Source organism: Rhodococcus wratislaviensis, from assembly GCF_900455735.1.
Classification (GTDB): domain Bacteria; phylum Actinomycetota; class Actinomycetes; order Mycobacteriales; family Mycobacteriaceae; genus Rhodococcus_F; species Rhodococcus_F wratislaviensis.
This window is the reverse complement of sequence record NZ_UAUI01000014.1, coordinates 1-19,819: the sequence shown is the minus strand read 5'-3', so window position 1 is coordinate 19,819 and position 19,819 is coordinate 1. Positions and strand designations below refer to the sequence as shown.

The window sequence follows — 19,819 nt, the reverse complement described above, 5'->3', positions numbered from 1 at the left end:
CACTTCTGGAGCGTGACCCCTGTCGTCGATGTGCGCTCATGGGGTGCATGTGACTGGAGAGGTCGAGAAATGTCGGAATTGCCGACAGTCTGACCCGGGTGTGTCAATGCGACTCGCCGGTTTGTTCCGGATGCGTACTAACCTGTGTCGAAACCGTGACCGTTTCGTTATCGATCACGAACTCGACAGAGGAATGTGGTTTTGGCTCTACACCCGAACACCGTCCCGCAAGCCCGGCGCGCCCGGCGCCTCCGTTCGACGAAGATCTCCCGCAGGCGGGTCGTCGCGACCTCGCTGGCGGCCGCTACTCTTCTCGCCTCCGGCGGCATCGCCTCCGCGGCCACCGGTGAGGTCGCGCAGGCGTCGACCGAGACGGGCGTGTCACTCTCGACGCCGCCCCAGTTCCTGCAGGTCACGCGCCCGGTACCCGTCGACTACACCGAGCAACTCCAGCGCGCCGCCGAGCGCGAGATTCAGCGGGTGGCGTTCGAGAAGGCCGAGGTCGAACGGCTGGCTCGCGAGACCGCCGAACAGGCTGCACGCAAGGCTGCGGCCGAGGAAGCGGCACGTCGACCCGCCGTCCTGGTCCCGGCCGACGGCACCTTCACCTCGGGCTTCGGTCCGCGTTGGGGCACCAACCACAACGGCATCGACATCGCCAACTCCATCGGCACCCCGATCAAGGCTGTCACCAACGGCACCGTGATCGAGACCGGTCCGGCCTCGGGATTCGGGCTGTGGGTCCGCATCCAGCAGGACGACGGCACCACCGGCGTGTACGGCCACATCGACACGTCACTGGTGTCGGTCGGGCAGCAGGTCCGGGCCGGCGACCAGATCGCCACCATGGGCAACCGGGGTCAGTCGACGGGACCGCACCTGCACTACGAGGTGTGGGCGGTCAACGGAACCAAGATGGATCCGGCGGGCTGGTTCCAATCGCGCGGAGTGCCCGTCCCCCAGGGGCAGGGCTAGGCGCATACCCCGGATTCCGTCGAGGATGTCGCCCTCCGCGATGTCGATCGCCGCACGGTCGGTGCCGAACTTCGCAGTGCGGCGCGGAACCCCATCTCCCGTTCCTCCTCGCCGCGGAAGACATTGCTGCTCACAGTGATCAGGACTGCGGACGGCATGTCGCCGGGCGGCCTCACGGACCTTCTAGCGGTGCTTCACGGCCGCCTCCTGAGGTGAAAATGATGGATATTTGCTGTTGTTTGCCGCTCACAACACAGCGAGACTATTTCCATGACCATCACGACTCCTCCGCCGACCGGCCGGCGTGAGTGGATCCGCGACTCCGACTGCGACCTCGACGCGTTTCGTGCCTCCGTGGACCGCTCGACGAACCTCGCCGACTACCCGTTCGCTCACTCGGTGGAACAGAACGTCCTGCTGTACCGCAGCGACACGCTGATTCCCCACCTCGACGACGCGCAGTCCCGCCGCGCCGTACAGACCGAACTCGGGCGCGCACTCACCGACGGTCCCGGAATCGTGGTGTTCCAGAACGCCTTCAGCGGTCTCGCGGTCCTGGATCGTGCCGCGGAACAGTTTGACGTCCTCATCGCGCAGCAGCACGCGGCGGGTGGTGTGGTGGGTGACCACTTCGGCAAGGCGGGCGCCAACGACCGCATCTGGAACGCCGCGCAGAAGCTGGCTCTCGGCGCCCCGGACGTGTTCGCCGAGTACTACGCCAACGACATCCTCGCGCTGATCTGCCAGAGTTGGCTTGGACCGCTGTATCAGGTGACGTCGCAGGTCAACGTGGTCAACCCCGGTGGTGCCGCGCAGGTGCCGCATCGGGATTACCACCTCGGCATCGTGCCCCGGCACGAGCTGACCGAGTATCCCGCGCACCTGCACCGGATGTCGGCCGCATTGACACTGCAGGGTGCGGTGGCGCACTGCGACATGCCCGTCGAGAGCGGACCCACCCTGTATCTGCCGTACTCGCAACTGTTCGAGGCGGGCTATTTGGCGTTCTCCCGGCCGGAGTTCGTCGAGTTCTTCCGCGACAGTCATGTTCAGCTGCCGCTGCGGAAGGGCGACGCGGTGTTCTTCAACCCGGCCCTCTACCACGGCGCGGGCCACAACCGTTCGGACGCGATCCGGCGGATGGCCAATCTGCTGCAGATCTCGTCGCCGTTCGGCCGGGCGATGGAGGTGCTGGACCGGGAGGCCATGGCGAACGCCGTGTATCCGGCCCTGCTGGCGCTGCAGAGTGCCGGGGCGAGCGAGCGCACCCTCCGCAATGCCGTCGTCGCGACGGCCGAGTGCTACCCGTTCCCGACCAACCTCGACCACGATCAGCCGGTGCACAGTCTCGCGCCGGCCACTCAGGTGGACACGGTGTGGGAAGCGTTGCGGGAGAACGCCGATCCGGCGGTACTCGCGGAACGTCTGTCCACGCAGACCACCCGGCGGCAGCCGTGAGCGGGATCGCCGAGGCGGCCACACTGCCACTACAACAGCACCGTGCGGTGCGATGGGATGAAACACGGCGATGACGATTCGACTTGCAGGCGCGCCCATTTCGTGGGGAGTGTGTGAGGTGGAGGGCTGGGGTCACCAACTCGCCCCCGACCGGGTGCTCACCGAGATGCGTGACGCCGGCCTCGCTGCCACCGAACTCGGTCCGGACGGATTCCTCCCCTCGGATCCGCTCGAGCTGACGGACACCCTCGCCCGGTACGACCTGACGGCGGTCGGGGGATTCGTCCCGGTGCTGCTCCACGATCCGGATCACGACGCGGTCGCTGCCATCGGCGGGGCGGTCGACTCACTCGTCGCGTCGGGGTCGGAGGTGATGGTCCTGGCGGCGGTGACGGGATCCGTCGGTTACGATTCGCGACCGGAACTGGACGACTCGGGATGGAAGACGTTGCTACGCAACCTCGACCGCCTGTCGTCGGCCGCTGCCGACCGAGGGATCCGGGCGGTGATCCATCCCCACGTGGGGACGATGATCGAGAACCGCGCCGAGGTGGACCGCATCCTGGACGGCTCGTCGATCCCGCTGTGCCTGGACACCGGACACCTGCTGATCGGCGGCACCGACCCCCTCGACCTCGTCACCACGGCACCCGAGCGGATCGCCCACGCGCACCTGAAGGACGTCGATGCGGCGCTCCTCGGGCGGGTCCGGGCGGGCGAACTCACCTACACCGAGGCCGTCGCACAGGGGATGTACACGCCACTGGGCACCGGAGACGTCGATATCGCCGGGGTGGTCGCGCGGCTGCAGAATCAGGGTTACGACGGCTGGTACGTCCTCGAACAGGACACCATTCTCGCGTTGGAACCGGAGGACGAAGGCCCCGTGCGCGACGTCGTCCGGAGCGTCGAATACCTGAGGAGCATCACGCAGTGAGTCCGTTGCCTCTGCGCTGAATCGGGTGCCGGCGGGATTCGGCTACGACCGGGCCGGACCGGTCGTCCCGCGCACCACCAGGTGGGGGTCGATCACGAAATCCTGCGGGTCGAGGTCTTCGTTCTCGAGGCGGTCGATGGCGAACCGCACGGCGTGCCGCGCCAGACCCTCCGTGTCCTGCCGCACGGTGGTGAGGTCGATCTGCGACAACTGGGCAAGGTGGCTGTCGTCGTACCCGACGATCGAGATGTCGCCGGGCACGTCGACGTGGGCGCGGGTGAACACGTCCATGAGACCGATGGCGCAGCGGTCGTTGCCGGCGAGCACGGCGGTCGGCAGGCGGTCCTCGGCCAGCAGAGTGTTCGCGGCGGCGACACCTGCCTCTTCGCTGTGCTGACCGGGAATGACGCGAATGTGGTCGGAGAGGTGGAGCTTGCGCATCGCCGCGAGGTACGCGCGACGCCGCTCGGGTGACCCCGGGTCCGCGCCGCCGTCGACGTGCACGATCTCACGATGTCCCAGTTCGACGAGGTGGTCGACGGACTGCCGGATGCCCTTGGCGTCCGCGGTCCGCACGGTGTCGACGGCGGTGTGGGGGAGTGCGCGGCCGACGACGGTGACGACGGCACGGTCCGCGAGCGTCCGCAGATAGTCGGCCTCGGACAGCGGACCGAGCAGGATCAGGCCTTCGCACCGGTGGCTGAGTAGCGCTTCGATCGCCTTGTGTTCGTCCCGGGTGGGTGCGCTCGCGGAGAGCAGGACCTCGTATCCGGCGGCCTCGGCCTCCGCGTAGATGGTTCCGATCAGGTCGGCCTGGAAGGTCTGGTGGACGTCGATGAGCACACCGAGGGTGCGACTGCGCCCACGGGCGAGCATGCGGGCGGCCCGGTCGAGCCGGTAGCCGAGGTCGTCCGCGGCCTGGAGGACGCGTTCCCGCGTCTCGTCGGAGGCGCCGGGTTTGTTGCTGAAGATCAGTGACACGAGGGTGCGCGACACCCCGGCCCGAGCCGCGACATCGGCCATCGTGGGGCGTCGGTGCAGGCCGGCGGGTAGCCGTTCCGCACCGTCGTGCGCGGTGGCTCGGTCGTCGAGCATCTCGATCTCCCTCGGTCGCGTCGTCAGGGACATTTTCACGCATCGCGTCATCTGCCCTTGACACCCTCTGTGATTCACATCATAGTAGGTAACTGAAGCGCGTTAGTGAAGCGCTTCAGTCCAGGAGAGAACGCCCCCGTCGGCTGCATCGAGCCGAGCGCACTCGGGCGATATCGACACACGTGAACCGATCTTCCGTGTCGCGATGCGTGAGCATTCCCCAGAAAGGCCAACACCTGATGTCGACAACCCACTCGGCTGCCAGTGCCCGCGGAAGCGGCGGCGCTGCGCGTAACGAGCGCAGTCACAAACGCTTCCTGACCAAGCTCACCGTCATCTCCACGCTCGGGGGCCTGCTGTTCGGCTACGACACCGGTGTGATCTCCGGTGCGCTGCTCTACATGAAAGACGAGCTGAACCTCAGCGCCGTCGGCGAAGCAACCGTCGTGAGCTCGCTGCTCTTCCCGGGTGCCGCCGTCGGCGCGCTACTCGGAGGCCGGTTGTCGGACGCTCTCGGCCGCAAACGCACGCTCCTCGTCTGTGCGGGTCTGTTTCTCGTCGGCGCCCTCGGGTGTGCGATGGCCCCCAACGTGGAGATCATGGTGCTGGCCAGGATCGTCCTCGGGCTCGGTGTGGGCGCCGCCGCCGTCACCTGCCCGCTCTACCTGGCCGAGATGGCGCCGGTCGAGCGCCGCGGTCGGATGGTCACCATCAACGAACTGATGATCGTCACCGGTCAGATGCTCGCCTTCTCGATCAACGCGCTACTCGATCACCTCATCGAGGATCCGACGGTGTGGCGGTACATGCTGGCCATCGCCTCGGTGCCCGCGGTACTCCTGCTGCTCGGCATGCTCGCGCTCCCGGATTCGCCGCGGTGGTACGCGTCGAAGGGCCGGCTCGCCGAAACCCGCAGCACGCTCGAATTGAGCCGCAGCGAGTCGGAGGCCGCAGTCGAGTACGCCAGCATCAGCGTCCACGCCGCACGCGACCGGAACTCGAAGGTCAGTGGCGCCGTCCACTATCTGCGCGACTATCCCTGGATGCGCCGGATCCTCTGGATCGGCTGCGGTCTGGCCATCGTCCAGCAGGCAACGGGTATCAACACGGTCAACTACTACGCCCCGACGATCCTGGAGCAGAGCGGGTTGGGTGTCAGTGCATCCCTGGTTGCCACCATCGCCGTCGGTGTCACGTCGGTGGTCATGACAATTGTCGGAATCATCCTGCTGGGCTTCGTGAATCGTCGCAAGATGCTGCTGACCGGATTCATCGGTGTGGCATCCTCGCAGGCCGCGCTGTCACTGGTATTCCTGCTGCCCTCGTCCACCGGCCGCAGCTACATCATCCTCGCCGCAATGATGGTGTTCGTCGCCTTCGTGCAGTGCTTCATCGGAACCTGCGTGTGGTTGCTGCTCTCGGAGATCTTCCCGATGGCCATCCGCGGGTTCGCCATGGGCATCGCGGTCTTCGTGCTCTGGACGACGAACGCCTTGATCTCGTTCGTCTTCCCGATCCTGAACTCCGTCCTCGGATCCACCGGAACCTTCGGCCTGTTCGTCCTCGTCAACCTCATGTCGGTGTACTTCGTCTACCGCTTCGTCCCGGAGACCAAGGGTCGCAGCCTCGAAGAGCTGGAGGACCGCCTCGGCGCAGGCAAGCCCGACGCGTCGGCTGCGGGAAGCACCGCTGCCGTCGCCACCCACTGATCGCTGGATCTCAGGCACCGGCGCCGCCGCCTTCGGGTGGTGGTGCCGGTGCGTGGTGGTGTGTGGCTGCCTGAACGAGGGTCAGAAAGGCAGGCGCTCCTCCAGTTCTGGGTTGCCCGGCCTACATGGCACATCCGGCCGCGGCGCCGAGTTCCGTCCTCGTCTCCCCTGCAGTTCGTTCAGATACACCTCGTCCTGCTGGTCGTGGGAGCGCTCGGTGAGCAGTCGGAGGGCACGGGAGCGCTGCACCCCTCGGATGTGGTTGTGGGCGAGTTCGATTGCCGCCCCTTCGGGTTCGGTTCGGATGATGTCGCCGCGCGGCGTGGTCCACTCGACGTTCCCTGCCCCGGTCTGGCGGACGGTCCAGGAGCCGTCGGTTTTCAGCCGGTGGTGACGTCGGCACAGGCACGCGAGATTCGACTCGACCGTGAGACCACCAGTCGCAGGGTCCTCGTGGTCGAACGGCGTCGTATGGTCGATGTCGCAGAGTCGTGCCGAGACCTGGCAGTTGGGGAAGCGGCAGTTGCCGTCGCGGGCCCTGATCCGGCGGCCGAGAGCCGTCCCTGGTGCGTAGGTGAGTTCGGGTCTGGTTGCTGTGTTCCGGATGTAGGTCACGGGTATGCCGTGAGTCTTCTGAACGGGACTGATCTCGAGGACGTGCCCACCTGCGTCGCCTTCGATGGCCAGTGTGTGGACGCGCTGGAAGACACCGTCGGCGGCCAATGTACGGGCGGAGTCCGCACAGATCGGCCCGTATCCCTCGAGGTGGGCGGGAAGGTCGTCGAGTCCGAGGAGAGTCGAGGCGTTGACGACGACCTGAATGAGAGGTGCCCGCCGTGTCCGCGCGGTGGCGACACGGGCCGGGCACTGTTCCCGACCGCAGTGGCACGTGAGGTGCCCGGTGCTATCGGCGAGGGCAGTGAGAGCGTCGGCTCGCCGCTGGGGGAGAGTACGCGGGTCGTCGGCACATACGTCGTGGATCGACATCTCCCGCAACCGCATCGCGAGGGTGTGGGCGTCGGCTGCGGGAAGGTGTCCGTCGAGGTAGGCCATACCGTTCTCCGCGGGGCGGATCCATACGTCGCGATCGGCGACCGCGAGTGTGGTGCGGTGGGCGATGCTGTCGGGGTCGTGACGGGCGATCAGCCGACGAGCGCGGGCTCGCAGTTTGGACGGTGGCAGGGAGCGACTGTCGAGGATCGCGGTTTCGAGTTGCTCCAACTTCGAGTCGCTGACGCCGGCGAGCATGGCGGCGATGACCCGCGCCTGATCCAGGTCAATCCGCCCGGCCGCGAATGCGACTCGGGTGCCGTGCAATCGGTGGCGCAGATCGAGTCCGAGGTCGATCCAGGCGGTCACCACCGGTTCGTTCATTCCCAGTGCGACCGAGACCTCCACCGCCGTATGGGCACCGGAGTGGGCCGGGTTGATGCCGCGGCGCTCGTCCTCGTCGCAGCAGAGGTCGTAGAACTCGGTCACCGCCACAACTTGGCGGTACTGAGCCTGCGCCAGCACCGATTTGCCGACGCGCAACGCCTCGATCGCCACTATCCCTGGCGGTGTCGCGTCGAGTGCGGCCGCGCTGGAACTGTTGTCCCCCATAGTCTTCAACCCCCCGGTATCGAACGTATCTTCGATCCTACCGGGGACCACCGACAAGTATCGGAGAATCTTGCGGACGGCTAGCGCGAAGGTGTGATGTGCGCGAGGTGGAGTAGCGGGAAGGGGCGGCCGTCTGCATCGGTATCGGATCGTCCGGTAATGACGAATCCGTGTGCCTCGTAGAATGCCAACGCTTGCCGGTTCCGCTCATTGACGTCCAGTAGCAGACCGGGAAACGGTTGATGGCATCGCGCAACAGCGCTGAACCTACACCGCGGCCTCGGTGCACGTCGTCGACGAACGGCACTTCCATCTTCCCGATTTCGAGTCCGGAGAATCCGGCGGCGAAGCCTTCCCGTACTGCCACTGTGAGATCGAGAGCAGGGAGATAGTCAACCACGATGCGCTGCTCGTAATATGTGACGTCCTCATCGGGGATGAAGTGGTGCGTCGCCTGGACCGCGCCTTTCCAGATGGCAGCGCGGACCGGTAACTCTTCCTCACCGAGGCACGCACGCAGTTCGATGCTTCCGATCGGTCGCGGCCGAATCCAAGACTGGCCGGTGAGTGCTCGACGAGTCCAGAGACTCGTCAACCACGCACGGGGAGCGGAGCTCCGTTCAGCAACGCGTCCCTGGCCATCGTCGCGGCTCCGATCCGCTGGGCCGATTCGCCGAGTTGGGTTTCGCGGATGCGGGCGAGGGGACGGTGTCCGGAACCGGTTGCGAGAGAGGCGTAGACGTCCCGCGCGTGATCGAGGAACAACGGGGCCGAGCCGCTGACACCACCGGAGACGACGACGAGATCGGGGTCGTAGACGTCACCGACCATGGCGAGTCCGACGCCGAGCCACCGCGCGAACTCGTCCATGGTGCGGACAGCGAGCGGGTCGCCGTCCCGCGCGGCGCTCGCGATACGGCGGCCGGTGAGCGATCCCGGGTCGCTCGCCACCTCGCGCGCGAGCACCGTAGAACTCGTCGGGTCGGCGGCGAGGAGTTCGATGGCCGTGTCGACGAGCGCGGTTCCGCTGCAATACCGTTCCCAGCACCCTCGCTTGCCGCAGGCGCACGGTCTGCCGCCCGGGACCACCTGGAGGTGGCCCAGTTCGGGAGCAACGCCGAAACTGCCGCGGTAGAGCGTGCCGTCGATGAGCAGCGCCGCACCGATGCCGGTGCCGATCGCGACCATCACGACATTGCGACCACCGGCGGCCGCACCGAACCGGTGCTCCGCCCACGCCGCCGCGTTCGCGTCGTGTTCGAGGACCACCGGCAGTCCGAGCCGGTCGCTCAGATCGTTCGCCACCGGCACGTTCTTCCACGGCAGGTGCGGGGCGAAACGCACCGTGGTGAGGTCGGAGGTGATGAATCCGGCCACGGCGAGACCGACGGCGGCGATCCGATGACGGGACGCGAGCTCGCGGACGGCACGGTCGAGCGCGTCCTCGAGGGCCTTCGCCGACTGCGGGGTGGGTGCCTGGACGGAGTCGAGAACCTCACCGGTTTCGTCGACGACGCAGGCCCGGATACTGGTACCACCGACGTCGATGCCGACGGTGAGAGCGGAAGCAGGCACGGAGGCGACGGTACTCACCGTGCGGAGGCCGTCGCCGCCTCGGGTACCGCCCGGGAATCCTCCCAGGCATCGAGCCGGTTGATGGCCGTCCTCGCGACCACCTGTTGCTCCGTGACCGCCAGGTGTCCGCGGGTTCTTCCGAGGAACGACCATGTCCAGGACATGGCGGTCGCGAGCCGGCTCTTGAATCCGACGATGTAGACCAGATGGATCAGGAGCCAGAGCAGCCAGGCGAGCAGCCCGGTCAGTTGGAGGCGACCGACCTTCGCGACCGCGTGGAAGCGGGAGATCATGGCCATGCTGCCCTTGTCCGTGTAGCGGAACGGGACGCGTTCGGGCTTGTCGCGACCCTTCCGGTGGGCCCGCACCTCCGCGGCGATCAGCTGCGCGGCGTAGCGGCCGCCCTGGATCGCGACCTGCGCGACACCGGGAAGTCCGTCGCGATTCATCATGTCCCCGACGACGAAGACGTTGCTGTGGCCGGGCAGTGTGAGGTCGGGTTCGACGAGGACACGGCCCGCGCGATCGGTGGCGGCGCCGGTCTGTTCGGCCAGTTGCCTGCCCAGCGGACTGGCAGCGACACCGGCAGACCAGATCTTGCAGGCGGCCTCGATCCGCCGCTCGATTCCGTCCTGGTCGCGGACGGTGAGTCCGTCGTCGTCGACGTCGGTCACCATCGCGCCGAGCTGGATCTCGACTCCGAGATTCTCCAGCGTGTCGGCGGCAGCTCGACGCAGTTTCTCGTCGAAAGGCGGGAGCACGGTGGGCGCCGCGTCGAGCAGGATGATCCGCGCGTCACGGGGATCGATGGTGCGGTAGGCGCCGGCGAGAGTGCGGTGCGCGAGCTGGGCGATCTCGCCTGCCATCTCGACACCGGTGGGCCCGGCGCCGACCACGACGAACGTCAGGAGTCGCGCCCGCTCGGCGGGATCGGTGCTCACCTCGGCGCTTTCGAAGGCGCCCAGGATGCGGCCGCGCAACTCGAGGGCGTCGTCGATCGTCTTCATTCCGGGTGCGTGCTCGGCGAAATGGTCGTTGCCGAAATAGGATTGGCGGGCGCCCGCCGAGACGACGAGGCTGTCGTACTCCGTGACCGTCGTGCGGCCGCGGTGGGTGGAGGTGACGGTCCGGTCGGCGACGTCGATCGTTTCGACTCCGCCGATCAGGACGGACGCGTTCTGCTGGTCTTCGAGGACGAGTCGCGTCGCGGGCGCGATCTCACCCTCGGACAGGATTCCCGTCGCCACCTGATACAGCAACGGCTGGAACAGGTGGTGTGTCGTGCGATCGATCAGAGTGACATCGACGTCCGTCCGTTTCAGGGCCTTGGTGGCGAAGAGGCCGCCGAATCCCGATCCGATGACCACGACCCGATGACGGCGGGCGAGAGAGGTGTCGCTCATGAAGTTCCTTTCGATCGAACGGACTCCGCGCCGGACCGCGGACGGTCCGGCGCGGAGAACCAGTAGCTATGCGTTCTGGGGGAATCCGAGGTTGAGGCCGCCGTGGCTGGGGTCGAGCCAGCGGGTGGTGACGACCTTGCCGCGGGTGAAGAAGTGCACGCCCTCGGTGCCGTGGGCGTGGCTGTCGCCGAACAGGGAGTTCTTCCAGCCCCCGAAGCTGTAGTAGGCCATGGGGACGGGGATGGGAACGTTGATGCCGACCATGCCGACCTCGACCTCGTTCTGGAACCGCCGGGCCGCGCCGCCGTCGTTGGTGAAGATGGCGGTGCCGTTCCCGAACTGGCTCGAGTTCACCAGTTCCAGGGCCTCGTCGTAGGACTCGACCCGGATCACGGACAGGACGGGGCCGAAGATTTCGTCGGTGTACACACTCATGTCGGTGGTGACGTGGTCGATCAGGGTCGGTCCGAGCCAGAACCCGTCCGCACCGCCATTCGCCTGCACGGTCCGCCCGTCGACGACGATGGTGGCGCCGTCCTGTTCGCCGGCGTCGATGTAGGAGGCAACCTTGTCGCGGTGCACCTTCGTCACCAACGGCCCCATGTCGGAGTCCTGGGTGCCGTCGCCGATCTTCAACGTGTCGGTGCGCTCTTTGATCTTGGCGACCAACTCGTCGGCGATGTCCCCGACCGCGACCAGCGCGGAGATGGCCATGCAGCGTTCCCCGGCGGACCCGAAGCCGGCGTTGACCATGGCGTCGGCGGCGAGGTCGAGGTCGGCGTCCGGCAGGACGATGGCGTGGTTCTTCGCCCCGCCGAGTGCCTGGACGCGTTTGCCGTGGGCGGTGCCGGTGGCGTACACGTACTGGGCGATGGGGGTGGAGCCGACGAAGCTGATGGCCTTGATCGCCGGGTTGGTGAGCAGTTCGTCGACGGCGGTCTTGTCGCCCTGCAGGACGTTGAACACCCCGGCGGGCAGTCCGGCCTCGGCCCAGAGTTCGGCCATCCAGATCGCGGCGGTCGGGTCCTTCTCCGACGGCTTCAACACCACGGTGTTGCCGGCGGCGATGGCGATGGGGAAGAACCACATCGGGACCATGGCGGGGAAGTTGAACGGGGAGATGATCCCGACCGGGCCGACGGGCTGGCGGATGGAGGAGACGTCGACGTTGGTGGAGGCATTTTCGGTCATGCCGCCCTTGAGCAGGTGGGGCATGCCGCAGGCGAATTCGACGACCTCCTGGCCGCGGGAGACCTCACCGAGTGCGTCGGAGACGACCTTGCCGTGCTCGGAGGTGATGATCTCCGCCAACTCGCCCTTGCGGGCGTTGAGCAGTTCCCGGAACTTGAACACGATGGAGGAACGCTTGGCGAGGGAGGTGTCGCGCCAGGCGGGGAACGCGGCCGCGGCGGCGTCGATCACGGCGCGGGCGTCCTCGACGCTGGCCAGGGCGACCTGACCGGTCACGGCACCGGTGGCCGGGTTGGTGACCGGGGCGGTGTTGCCGCTCGTACCGGCGAATCCCTTGCCGTCGGACCAGTGTGCGATCTCGCGAGTGATGTTGGTGCTCATGTGTTGTCCTTTCACCGCGTGCGCGCGATGTAATCCTTCATGGTCTTCAGTTGGTAGCGGGAGACGTCGTGAGCGTTCTCGTCTTCGGCGAAAACGCTGGACACCATCACCGTGTCGGGTTTGTCGTAGAAACCGAGTTCGCCGAGCCCGCCGAAGAACTCGTCCCAGTCGAGGTCGCCGTCACCGATCTTGAGGTGCTGGTGGACACGCACCGGGTTGCCGGGCGGGTTGGTGATGTACCGCAGTCCGTGCGAGCGGTGGTGATCCATCGTGTCCGCGACGTGGACGAGCCGCAGCATGTCGCCGGCGGCCCGCATGATCTCGAGCATGCCGGCGCCCATGTGATAGCTGTGGCACGCGACGTACACCAGTCCGAAGTTCTTCGAGTTGATGCCGCGGATCATCCGGATGGCGTCCAGACCGTTCTCCACGAAATCGTCGGGGTGCGGATCGATGCGAACGTCGATGCCTTCACGCTCGATGATGGGGACGAGTTCCTCCATCGACCGGTAGAAGGCGCGCTCCGATTCCTCGGCCTTCTCCGGGCGGCCGCTGAACTCGGTGTTCATCACGTTCACACCGAGGTCGACGGTGATCTGAATGGCGCGCTTCCAGTACCGCACCGCCGCCTCGCGGGCGTCCTCGTCCGGGCCGGACCACCGCAGAACCGGCAACACGGAGGCGATTCCGACGCCCGCGTCGCTGCAGGCCTTGCGGAACTGCCGGACCAGCTCGTCGTCGGCCTTCGGGTGGTTGAAGAACGGGATCATGTCGCGATGCGGGGTGAGCTGCAGGTGTTCGAAGCCGAGTTCCGCGACCACCGCCGGCAATTCCAGAAGCGAGTAGTCGTGGTGGAAGGGCGTGGGATCGAGTGCAATCTTCATCGTGTTCACGCTCCCGGAATGGAGGAACGGTCGACCATGTCGACGGCCACGCGCTCGCCGGTCTCGAGCGACTGCACGCCGGCGGCGCACACGGCAGCGGCTGCGTAGCCGTCCCACGCACCGGGCCCGTCGATGTAGGTGCCGGTCTCCGCGCCCGTGCGGGCGGCGTTCACCCAGCGCTGGATCTCGACGTCGTACGCCTGGCCGAAGCGCTCCTTGAACGAGGGGGTGATCTCCCCGCCCGACATACCTGCGCCCGAGCGGCCGTTGCCCGCGCCGGTGCCGAACTTTCGGACGAGCCCGACATCGAGACCGATGAACGCCGAACCCTTCTCGGCGACGATCTCGGTACGCACCTCGTACGCGACACCGGTGGTCACGAAGACCTCGACGTCCACGTGACGACCGGACTCGGTGGTGAAGAACGCGATCTGAGGATCCTGCAGACCCTCGGGCGCACCCGGATTCGCGGCGGGGCGGAGGATCTGCACGGACGTGATCTCCTCGTCGAACAGGAATCGGGTCACGTCCACCTCGTGGACCAGCGAGTCCTTGACGATCATCGAGCTGTCGAAGCTCGGGGGCACAGCGGGGTTCCGGTGCACGCAGTGGGCGAGGAGAACCTGCCCGAAAGTGCCGTCGTCGATGAGCGACTTCAGCTGCTCGTACTCGTGGTCGAACCGTCGCATGAAGCCGACCTGGATCAACTTCTTACCGAGCTCGGCTTCCCGCTTGACGATCTCGAGAGACGTGGCGACGTCGGTGGTCAGCGGCTTCTCACACATCACCGGCTTGCCGTGCTCGAGGCAGGCGAGAAGCTGCTTCTCGTGCGTCGGCCCGGGGGTGGCCAGGACGACGGCGTCGACGTCCGGATCGGCGATCGCGTCGAGCGGGTCGCCGATCACCCGGCATCCGGGGATCCCGGCCGCGATCTGCTCGGCCTTCTCGGTGAAATAGTCGTTGACGACGGCGACGGTCGCGCCCTTGATGCGCTCGGTGATGCGTGCGACGTGGTCGGCGCCCATCATTCCGACACCCAGGACGGCGATCCGCAGGTCGTTGCTTCCGGACATAGCTGACTAGCTCCTGACGTGGTCGGTTAGACGAACTTGACGGACGGGATCCCGCAGGACCCCAGGTACTTACGGGTGCGCTGGGCGATCGGCAGCGGAACGTCCACGGCGCAGGGGTAGAGATCCTGCTCGACGATCGCGAACACGTCGATGTCGAGCTTCTCGATCGCGGCGAGCAGGGGCGGCAGGTCGGGGATGCCGAGCGGCGGCTCGATCATCGCGCCGAGCTTGACGGCCTCGCCGAACGGCAGGTCCTCCGCCTCGACCTTGGCACGGACCTCGGGATCGACCTGCTTGAGGTGCAGGTAGCCGATCCGCTCGGGAGCACGCTCGATGATCGCGAGGTTGTCGCCGCCGCAGTAGCTGATGTGACCGGTGTCGAGGCACAGGTTCACGTACTCGCTGTCGGTGCCGTCGAGGAAGCGGTACACGTTCTCCTCGGTGTCGACGTGGCTGTCGGCGTGCGGGTGGTACTGCGCCTTCACGCCGTACTGCTCGAACATCTTCTTGCCCAGCTCGTTCATGCCGCCGGTCTTCTTCTTCCACTGCGCCGCAGTGAGAGTGCGGTCCTCGAGCACCTCACCGCTGCTCGGGTCACGCCACATTTCCGGGATGACGACCACGTGCTTGCCGCCGACGGCGGCGGTCAGCTTCGCGACGTCCTCGATCTGGGTCCACACGGCATCCCAGGAGTCGTCCTGGTGCAGGTGCTCGAACACGGTGCCTGCCGACAGTTTCAGATTGTGGGCCGCGAGTTCGTCACGGAGCTGCTGCGGATCGGTCGGCAGGTAGCCGTACGGCCCCAGCTCGATCCACTCGTAGCCGGACGCCGATACCTCGTCGAGGAACCGTCCGTACGGGGTCTGCTGCGGGTCTTCCGGGAACCAGACGCCCCAGGAGTCGGGGGCGGATCCGACGCGAATGACGCTCATCGGGAAATCCTTTCGAAAGTTCTACGGGGGAGAATTAGTTGCCGGACGGGCGCAGGAACGGGCGCTGGATCTTCTTCCACTGCGCGTACGTCTCGTAGGCGGTCCGGGTGGAGTCGAGGGTGCTGGTCTCGCTGACCGGGACGTCCCACCAGGATTCGCTGTCCGGCGCGGCGATCCGCGGGTCCGTCTCGACGTGGATGACGGTGGTGTTGTCGCCGGCCTTCGCCACCTTGACGGCGTCGGCGAACTCGGCGGCCGTGTTCGCGCGGATCACGTCGGCGCCGAGGCTCGCGGCGTTGGCCGCCAGGTCGACGGGCAGGATGTCGCCGTCGAGCCGGCCGGAGTCGCCCCGGTAGCGGTAGTCGGTGCCGAACCGCTGGGAGCCGAGCGACTCCGACAGCGACCCGATGGACGCGAAGCCGTGATTCTGCACGAGGACCACGATGACCTTGACGTTCTCCTGCACGGCCGTGACGAGTTCGGTGGCCATCATCAGGTACGAGCCGTCGCCGACCATGATGAACACGTCGCGGTCGGGGCAGGCCATCTTGGCGCCGATGCCGCCGGCGACCTCGTAGCCCATGCAGGAGAAACCGTATTCGACGTGGTAGCCCTTGGGGTCGCGGGTGCGCCACAGCTTGTGCAGATCACCGGGCATGGAGCCGGCGGCGCACACGACGACGTCGCGCGGATCCGACAGTGTGTTGGCGAGACCGATGACCTGGTTCTGGTTCAGGCCGAGCGAGTCGTCGTCGATCCTGTAGACCGAGTCGACCGTGGACTCCCAGTGTGCTGCGAGTTCGGCTGTGCGCGAGCGGTACTCGCCGGAAACCTGGTAGTCGCCCAGTGCCGCGGTGAGCGCCTCGAGTGCCTCGCGGGCGTCCGCGACGACACTGACGCCGCCCTGCTTCACCGAGTCGATCGACGCGACGTTGATGTTGACGAACCGCACGTCGGGGTTGTTGAACGCGGTGCGCGACGCGGTGGTGAAGTCGCTGTAGCGGGTGCCGATGCCGATGATCACGTCGGCCTCGGTGGCGAGTGCGTTGGCCGCGGTGGTCCCGGTCGAGCCGATCGCGCCGACCGACTGCGGGTGGTCGTAGGGCAGTGCGCCCTTGCCGGCCTGACTCTGGCCGACCGGAATCCCGGTCGCCTCGGCGAAGGAGGCCAGTGTGTCGGTGGCGCCCGAGTAGATCAGGCCACCACCGGCGACGATCAGCGGTTTCTTCGCCGACCGGATCACGTCCGCGGCCCGAGCGATCACCGACTTCTCGGGGAGCGGCCGGGCCACGTGCCACGTGCGCTCGGCGAACAGCGACTCCGGCCAGTCGAAGGCCTCCGCCTGCACGTCCTGCGGAATGGCGACGGTGGCCGCACCCGTCTCGACGGGGTCGGTCAGCACGCGCATCGCGCCGAGCAGCGCCGACGGCAACTGCTCCGGCCGCCACACGCGGTCGAAGTAGCGCGACAGCGGTTTGAATGCGTCGTTGACGGTGACGTCACCGCTGGACGGCAGTTCGAGTTCCTGCAGCACCGGTGCGCTCGCGCGGGTGGCGAACGTGTCGGCAGGCAGGAGCAGGACGGGCAGCCGGTTGATGGTGGCGAGGGCCGCGCCGGTCAGCATGTTGGTCGAGCCGGGGCCGACGCTGGCCGACACCGCCCACGTCTGCAGGCGGTCCTTCTGGCGGGCGTACGCGACCGCACTGTGCACCATCGCCTGCTCGTTACGGCCGAGGACGTACGGCAGTTCGGGTTCGGTGCCGGCGTCGACGGCGTCGATCTCGGCCTGCAGGAGTGCCTGACCGAGTCCGGCGACGTTGCCGTGACCGAAGATGCCGAAGCAGCCGGCGAAGAACTTGGTGCGTTCGCCGTCCCGCTCGACGTACTGGTTGGCGAGGAATCGGATGGTTGCCTGAGCCACCGTGAGGTGGACGGTGCCTTCGGCGTCGGGGTTCTTGCTCGCCGACATCGGCGCGGTGGACACCACGGTCATGCTCCTTCGGACGGTGCGTGGAGGGGGAGGCGGGGATCGACGGTCTGGTGGTCCCAGCTGCCGCGCAGCCAGGTGTGGGCCGGGTCGTCGCAGATGTTCCAGACGCGGTCGTCGCCGGGCCCGGCCATGACGTTCAGGTAGTACATGTGATGTCCGGGGGCCGCGATCGACGGTCCGTGGTAGCCGTGCGGAACGAGGACCACGTCGCCGGAGCGCACTTCCTCGAGCACCTCGATGGGCCGCTCGGGAGTGCCGTACACGCGATGGTAGCCGAATCCGGTTCCGCCGAAATCCACTGCGGTGGCATTGGCTTCGGCGATCTCGAAGTAGTAGATCTCCTCGAGCTGCGACTCGACGTCGCTGTTCTCGTCGTGCTTGTGGCTCGGGTACGACGACCAGTTGCCGCCGGGAGTGACGACCTCGCACGCGATGATCGAATCGGCCTCGAAGCGGTCGGCGGTGCCGAAGTTGTGCACCTGGCGGCTGCAGTTGCCCGCGCCGCGCAGTTCGACGGAGATGTCCGCAGCCGGGACGTACCGGAACGGGAACTTCTGCCGGGCGCGGGCGCCGCACAGGGCGAATCGCCCACCGGCCGCGCTCGCCACCGTGTACGCCGAATCCCGGCCCACGTAGGCGAAGTCGCTCGGTCCGTCGAATACGGATCGCCGTCCGGTGAGCGCGAACTCGGTGCCCTCGCTCGACACCGCCGCGGACCCGGCAAGTGGCACGACGATGATCTCGTCGTCACCGGACGCGAGTTCGGCCGACCCGCCGGGGGTCAGGGTGAGCACCCGAAGACTCGATTCGGTCCAGCCCGCCGATTCGGGGGTGACCTCGAGGTCGAACGGTCCGGTGGCCGCGGAACCGACCGGCACGTAGTACTTGCTGTTCATCGTGGGCCTCTCCGGCGTGCGTCAGTGAACGAGGGATACGGCGGTGTCGACCGCGGCGGCGACGTCCTCGTCCCGCGGGTACAGCAGGGTGCGTCCGACGATCAGGCCGCGGACCGACGGCAGCGCGAGGGCCTTGGCCCAGCTCGCGAACGTCTCCTCGGGGGCCGTCTGCGGGTCTCCACCGAGCAGCAGCGTCGGAAGCGTCGTCGCGTCCATGACGCGTTCCATCTCGTCGACCACCGGAAGCTTCATCCAGGTGTAGGCGGACGTGGAACCCAGGCCCTGGCTGATGTGGATCGACTTGATCACGGCGTCGGCGCTGAGATCGTTCTTGACCTTGCCGTCGACCCGCCGCGACAGGAACGGTTCCACCATGGCCATCAGTCCGGCCTCGGCCAGCGCATCGACCGCCTGGGCGCACGCGGTGAGGGTGGAGAGCGTGCCGGGATCGTCGAGATCGATGCGGCACAGCATCTTTCCGCCGTTCATGCCGGCCTTCGCGGTGCCGGCCGCGGTGTAGCCGGTCATCCGGTCGTCGAGTTCGAAACTGGCGCCGGCCAGGCCGCCGCGGTTCATCGACGAGATGACCACCTTGTCGTCGAGCGCACCGAGCAGCACCAGATCGTCGAGGATGTCGGCGGTGGCGAGCACACCGTCCACACCCGGGTTGCGCAGGGCGGTGCGGAGGCGGTCGAGGAGGTCGGTGCGACTGTTCATCGCGGTCGGTCGGTCGCCGACCGAGAGTGCGCCGCGGGCGGGGTGGTCGGCGGCGACGATCATGAGCCGGCCGTTACCACGCACGGTGGGCCGGGCGATCCGGGTCGCCCAGGCGCGGTCGATGGCGGCCGGGTCGTTCGCGCGGACCTCGGTGACGTCGGCGTAGGACGAGCAGACTGCGCGGTGAGCGAGAGTTTCAGACATTGACAGCCTCCGAAGCGGTGGAATCGGCGAGCTCACGGACCTCGTCGGCCGTCGGCATCGCGGTGGAGCATTCGAGCCGGGAGGCGACGATCGCCCCCGCGGCGTTGGCGTAGCGCAGGATCTTCTCGAGCGGCCACCCGGCGAGCAGGCCGTGGCACAGCGTCCCGCCGAAGCTGTCGCCGGCACCGAGCCCGTTGACGACGTCGACCTCGTTGGGCGGCACCGTGATGGACTGGGTGCGGGTCTTGCCGAGCACGCCCTTGGGACCCTGCTTGACGATCGCGAGTTCGACGCCGAGGTCGAGCAGGGCGTCCGCGGCCTTGTGCGCGTTGGTCTCGCCGACCGCGATCTCGCACTCCTCCCGGTTGCCGACCGCGACGGTGACGTGCTGCAGAGCGCGCTGCACCTGAGCGGTGGCCTCGGCAGGAGAGGACCAGAACATCGGGCGGTAGTCGAGGTCGAGGACGGTGTGGGTGCGGCGTCCGCGGGCCTCCCAGGCCGCGAAATGCGCGCTGCGGCTCGGCTCTTCGGACAGCCCGGTGACCGTCGACCAGTAGAGCTTCGCGTCGCGGACGGCGTCGAGATCGAGGTCCGCGGGCTTCACCTGCAGATCCGGGGCGACGGGCTTGCGGTAGAAGTACAGCGGAAAGTCGTCCGGCGGGAAGATCTCACAGAATGTGACGGGAGTCGGGTGCTCGGTGTCGATGCCGACGTAGCGGTTGTCGACGCCGAGATCGGTGAGTGCGGTGCGGACGAAGCGCCCGAACGGATCGTTGCCGACACCCGAGATGAGGGCG

At 67.3% G+C, this 19,819-nt stretch carries 17 protein-coding genes; 5 read left to right on the top strand and 12 right to left on the bottom strand.

The window, feature by feature from the left end:
* The first annotated feature begins 201 nt into the window (after positions 1-201).
* The 3 genes from DTA22_RS19210 to DTA22_RS19195 all read left to right on the top strand — a co-directional run bounded on the left by DTA22_RS19210 (position 202) and on the right by DTA22_RS19195 (position 3,370).
* On the top strand, positions 202-975 hold the full coding sequence (locus DTA22_RS19210) for a M23 family metallopeptidase (protein ID WP_112300647.1): 774 nt from the start codon (positions 202-204) through the stop codon (positions 973-975).
* Between the two features lie 270 nt (positions 976-1,245).
* Positions 1,246-2,433, top strand: a complete 1,188-nt coding sequence (locus DTA22_RS19200) for a phytanoyl-CoA dioxygenase family protein (RefSeq protein WP_037240819.1) — start codon at positions 1,246-1,248, stop codon at positions 2,431-2,433.
* Positions 2,434-2,503: 70 nt separating this feature from the next.
* Positions 2,504-3,370 (top strand): sugar phosphate isomerase/epimerase family protein, encoded by an 867-nt coding sequence (locus DTA22_RS19195; RefSeq protein ID WP_037240816.1) that lies wholly within the window; start codon positions 2,504-2,506, stop codon positions 3,368-3,370.
* Between the two features lie 42 nt (positions 3,371-3,412).
* Here the strand turns inward: DTA22_RS19195 and DTA22_RS19190 are convergent, their stop codons facing one another.
* On the bottom strand, positions 3,413-4,465 hold the full coding sequence (locus DTA22_RS19190) for a LacI family DNA-binding transcriptional regulator (protein WP_112300601.1): 1,053 nt from the start codon (positions 4,463-4,465) through the stop codon (positions 3,413-3,415).
* A 239-nt stretch (positions 4,466-4,704) separates the two neighbouring features.
* On the opposite strand from DTA22_RS19190, the gene DTA22_RS19185 reads away from it, so the two are divergent.
* Complete coding sequence (locus DTA22_RS19185) at positions 4,705-6,174, top strand: sugar porter family MFS transporter (RefSeq protein WP_112300646.1); 1,470 nt, start codon at positions 4,705-4,707, stop codon at positions 6,172-6,174.
* A gap of 81 nt (positions 6,175-6,255) precedes the next feature.
* Here the strand turns inward: DTA22_RS19185 and DTA22_RS19180 are convergent, their stop codons facing one another.
* On the bottom strand, positions 6,256-7,776 hold the full coding sequence (locus DTA22_RS19180; RefSeq protein WP_112300600.1) for an HNH endonuclease signature motif containing protein: 1,521 nt from the start codon (positions 7,774-7,776) through the stop codon (positions 6,256-6,258).
* Between the two features lie 283 nt (positions 7,777-8,059).
* On the opposite strand from DTA22_RS19180, the gene DTA22_RS36480 reads away from it, so the two are divergent.
* Complete coding sequence (locus DTA22_RS36480) at positions 8,060-8,269, top strand: hypothetical protein (RefSeq protein ID WP_181910954.1); 210 nt, start codon at positions 8,060-8,062, stop codon at positions 8,267-8,269.
* A 98-nt stretch (positions 8,270-8,367) separates the two neighbouring features.
* Here the strand turns inward: DTA22_RS36480 and DTA22_RS19170 are convergent, their stop codons facing one another.
* The 10 genes from DTA22_RS19170 to iolC form a co-directional block, all read right to left on the bottom strand.
* Positions 8,368-9,369: an ROK family protein gene (locus tag DTA22_RS19170; RefSeq protein WP_037240810.1), complete on the bottom strand. Its 1,002-nt coding sequence runs from the start codon at positions 9,367-9,369 to the stop codon at positions 8,368-8,370.
* Complete coding sequence (locus DTA22_RS19165; RefSeq protein WP_037240807.1) at positions 9,366-10,754, bottom strand: NAD(P)/FAD-dependent oxidoreductase; 1,389 nt, start codon at positions 10,752-10,754, stop codon at positions 9,366-9,368. The genes DTA22_RS19170 and DTA22_RS19165 overlap by 4 nt, the downstream gene beginning before the upstream one ends.
* Before the next feature lie 66 nt (positions 10,755-10,820).
* Positions 10,821-12,326, bottom strand: a complete 1,506-nt coding sequence (locus DTA22_RS19160; RefSeq protein WP_112300599.1) for a CoA-acylating methylmalonate-semialdehyde dehydrogenase — start codon at positions 12,324-12,326, stop codon at positions 10,821-10,823.
* Between the two features lie 11 nt (positions 12,327-12,337).
* Positions 12,338-13,210, bottom strand: coding sequence for a sugar phosphate isomerase/epimerase family protein (locus DTA22_RS19155; RefSeq protein WP_037240825.1), 873 nt, complete (start codon positions 13,208-13,210; stop codon positions 12,338-12,340).
* Between the two features lie 5 nt (positions 13,211-13,215).
* The gene (locus tag DTA22_RS19150; RefSeq protein WP_112300598.1) at positions 13,216-14,283 is read right to left on the bottom strand and encodes a Gfo/Idh/MocA family protein; all 1,068 of its coding nucleotides are present in this window, start codon (positions 14,281-14,283) and stop codon (positions 13,216-13,218) included.
* A 26-nt stretch (positions 14,284-14,309) separates the two neighbouring features.
* Complete coding sequence (locus tag DTA22_RS19145) at positions 14,310-15,215, bottom strand: sugar phosphate isomerase/epimerase family protein (RefSeq protein WP_112300597.1); 906 nt, start codon at positions 15,213-15,215, stop codon at positions 14,310-14,312.
* A gap of 34 nt (positions 15,216-15,249) precedes the next feature.
* Positions 15,250-17,202, bottom strand: coding sequence for a 3D-(3,5/4)-trihydroxycyclohexane-1,2-dione acylhydrolase (decyclizing) (gene iolD, locus DTA22_RS19140; protein ID WP_112300645.1), 1,953 nt, complete (start codon positions 17,200-17,202; stop codon positions 15,250-15,252).
* Between the two features lie 2 nt (positions 17,203-17,204).
* A complete protein-coding gene (gene iolB, locus DTA22_RS19135) occupies positions 17,205-18,101 on the bottom strand; it encodes a 5-deoxy-glucuronate isomerase (RefSeq protein WP_112300596.1) in 897 nt (298 codons plus the stop codon).
* 21 nt (positions 18,102-18,122) lie between these two features.
* A complete protein-coding gene (locus DTA22_RS19130; RefSeq protein WP_112300595.1) occupies positions 18,123-19,022 on the bottom strand; it encodes a Cgl0159 family (beta/alpha)8-fold protein in 900 nt (299 codons plus the stop codon).
* A partial coding sequence (gene iolC / locus DTA22_RS19125) for a 5-dehydro-2-deoxygluconokinase (protein ID WP_112300594.1) occupies positions 19,015-19,819 on the bottom strand: 805 nt, incomplete at its 5' end. The genes DTA22_RS19130 and iolC, both read right to left, overlap by 8 nt.

What these genes read in the sequence shown, in the direction of transcription:
- DTA22_RS19200 (WP_037240819.1), top strand. Translation starts at nt 1,246, where the DNA reads ATGACCATCACGACTCCTCCGCCGACCGGCCGGCGTGAGTGGATCCGC.
- DTA22_RS19195 (WP_037240816.1), top strand. Translation starts at nt 2,504, where the DNA reads ATGACGATTCGACTTGCAGGCGCGCCCATTTCGTGGGGAGTGTGTGAG.
- DTA22_RS19190 (WP_112300601.1), bottom strand. Translation starts at nt 4,465, where the DNA reads ATGCTCGACGACCGAGCCACCGCGCACGACGGTGCGGAACGGCTACCC.
- DTA22_RS19185 (WP_112300646.1), top strand. Translation starts at nt 4,705, where the DNA reads ATGTCGACAACCCACTCGGCTGCCAGTGCCCGCGGAAGCGGCGGCGCT.
- DTA22_RS19180 (WP_112300600.1), bottom strand. Translation starts at nt 7,776, where the DNA reads ATGGGGGACAACAGTTCCAGCGCGGCCGCACTCGACGCGACACCGCCA.
- DTA22_RS19165 (WP_037240807.1), bottom strand. Translation starts at nt 10,754, where the DNA reads ATGAGCGACACCTCTCTCGCCCGCCGTCATCGGGTCGTGGTCATCGGA.
- DTA22_RS19160 (WP_112300599.1), bottom strand. Translation starts at nt 12,326, where the DNA reads ATGAGCACCAACATCACTCGCGAGATCGCACACTGGTCCGACGGCAAG.
- DTA22_RS19155 (WP_037240825.1), bottom strand. Translation starts at nt 13,210, where the DNA reads ATGAAGATTGCACTCGATCCCACGCCCTTCCACCACGACTACTCGCTT.
- DTA22_RS19150 (WP_112300598.1), bottom strand. Translation starts at nt 14,283, where the DNA reads ATGTCCGGAAGCAACGACCTGCGGATCGCCGTCCTGGGTGTCGGAATG.
- DTA22_RS19145 (WP_112300597.1), bottom strand. Translation starts at nt 15,215, where the DNA reads ATGAGCGTCATTCGCGTCGGATCCGCCCCCGACTCCTGGGGCGTCTGG.
- iolB (WP_112300596.1), bottom strand. Translation starts at nt 18,101, where the DNA reads ATGAACAGCAAGTACTACGTGCCGGTCGGTTCCGCGGCCACCGGACCG.
- DTA22_RS19130 (WP_112300595.1), bottom strand. Translation starts at nt 19,022, where the DNA reads ATGTCTGAAACTCTCGCTCACCGCGCAGTCTGCTCGTCCTACGCCGAC.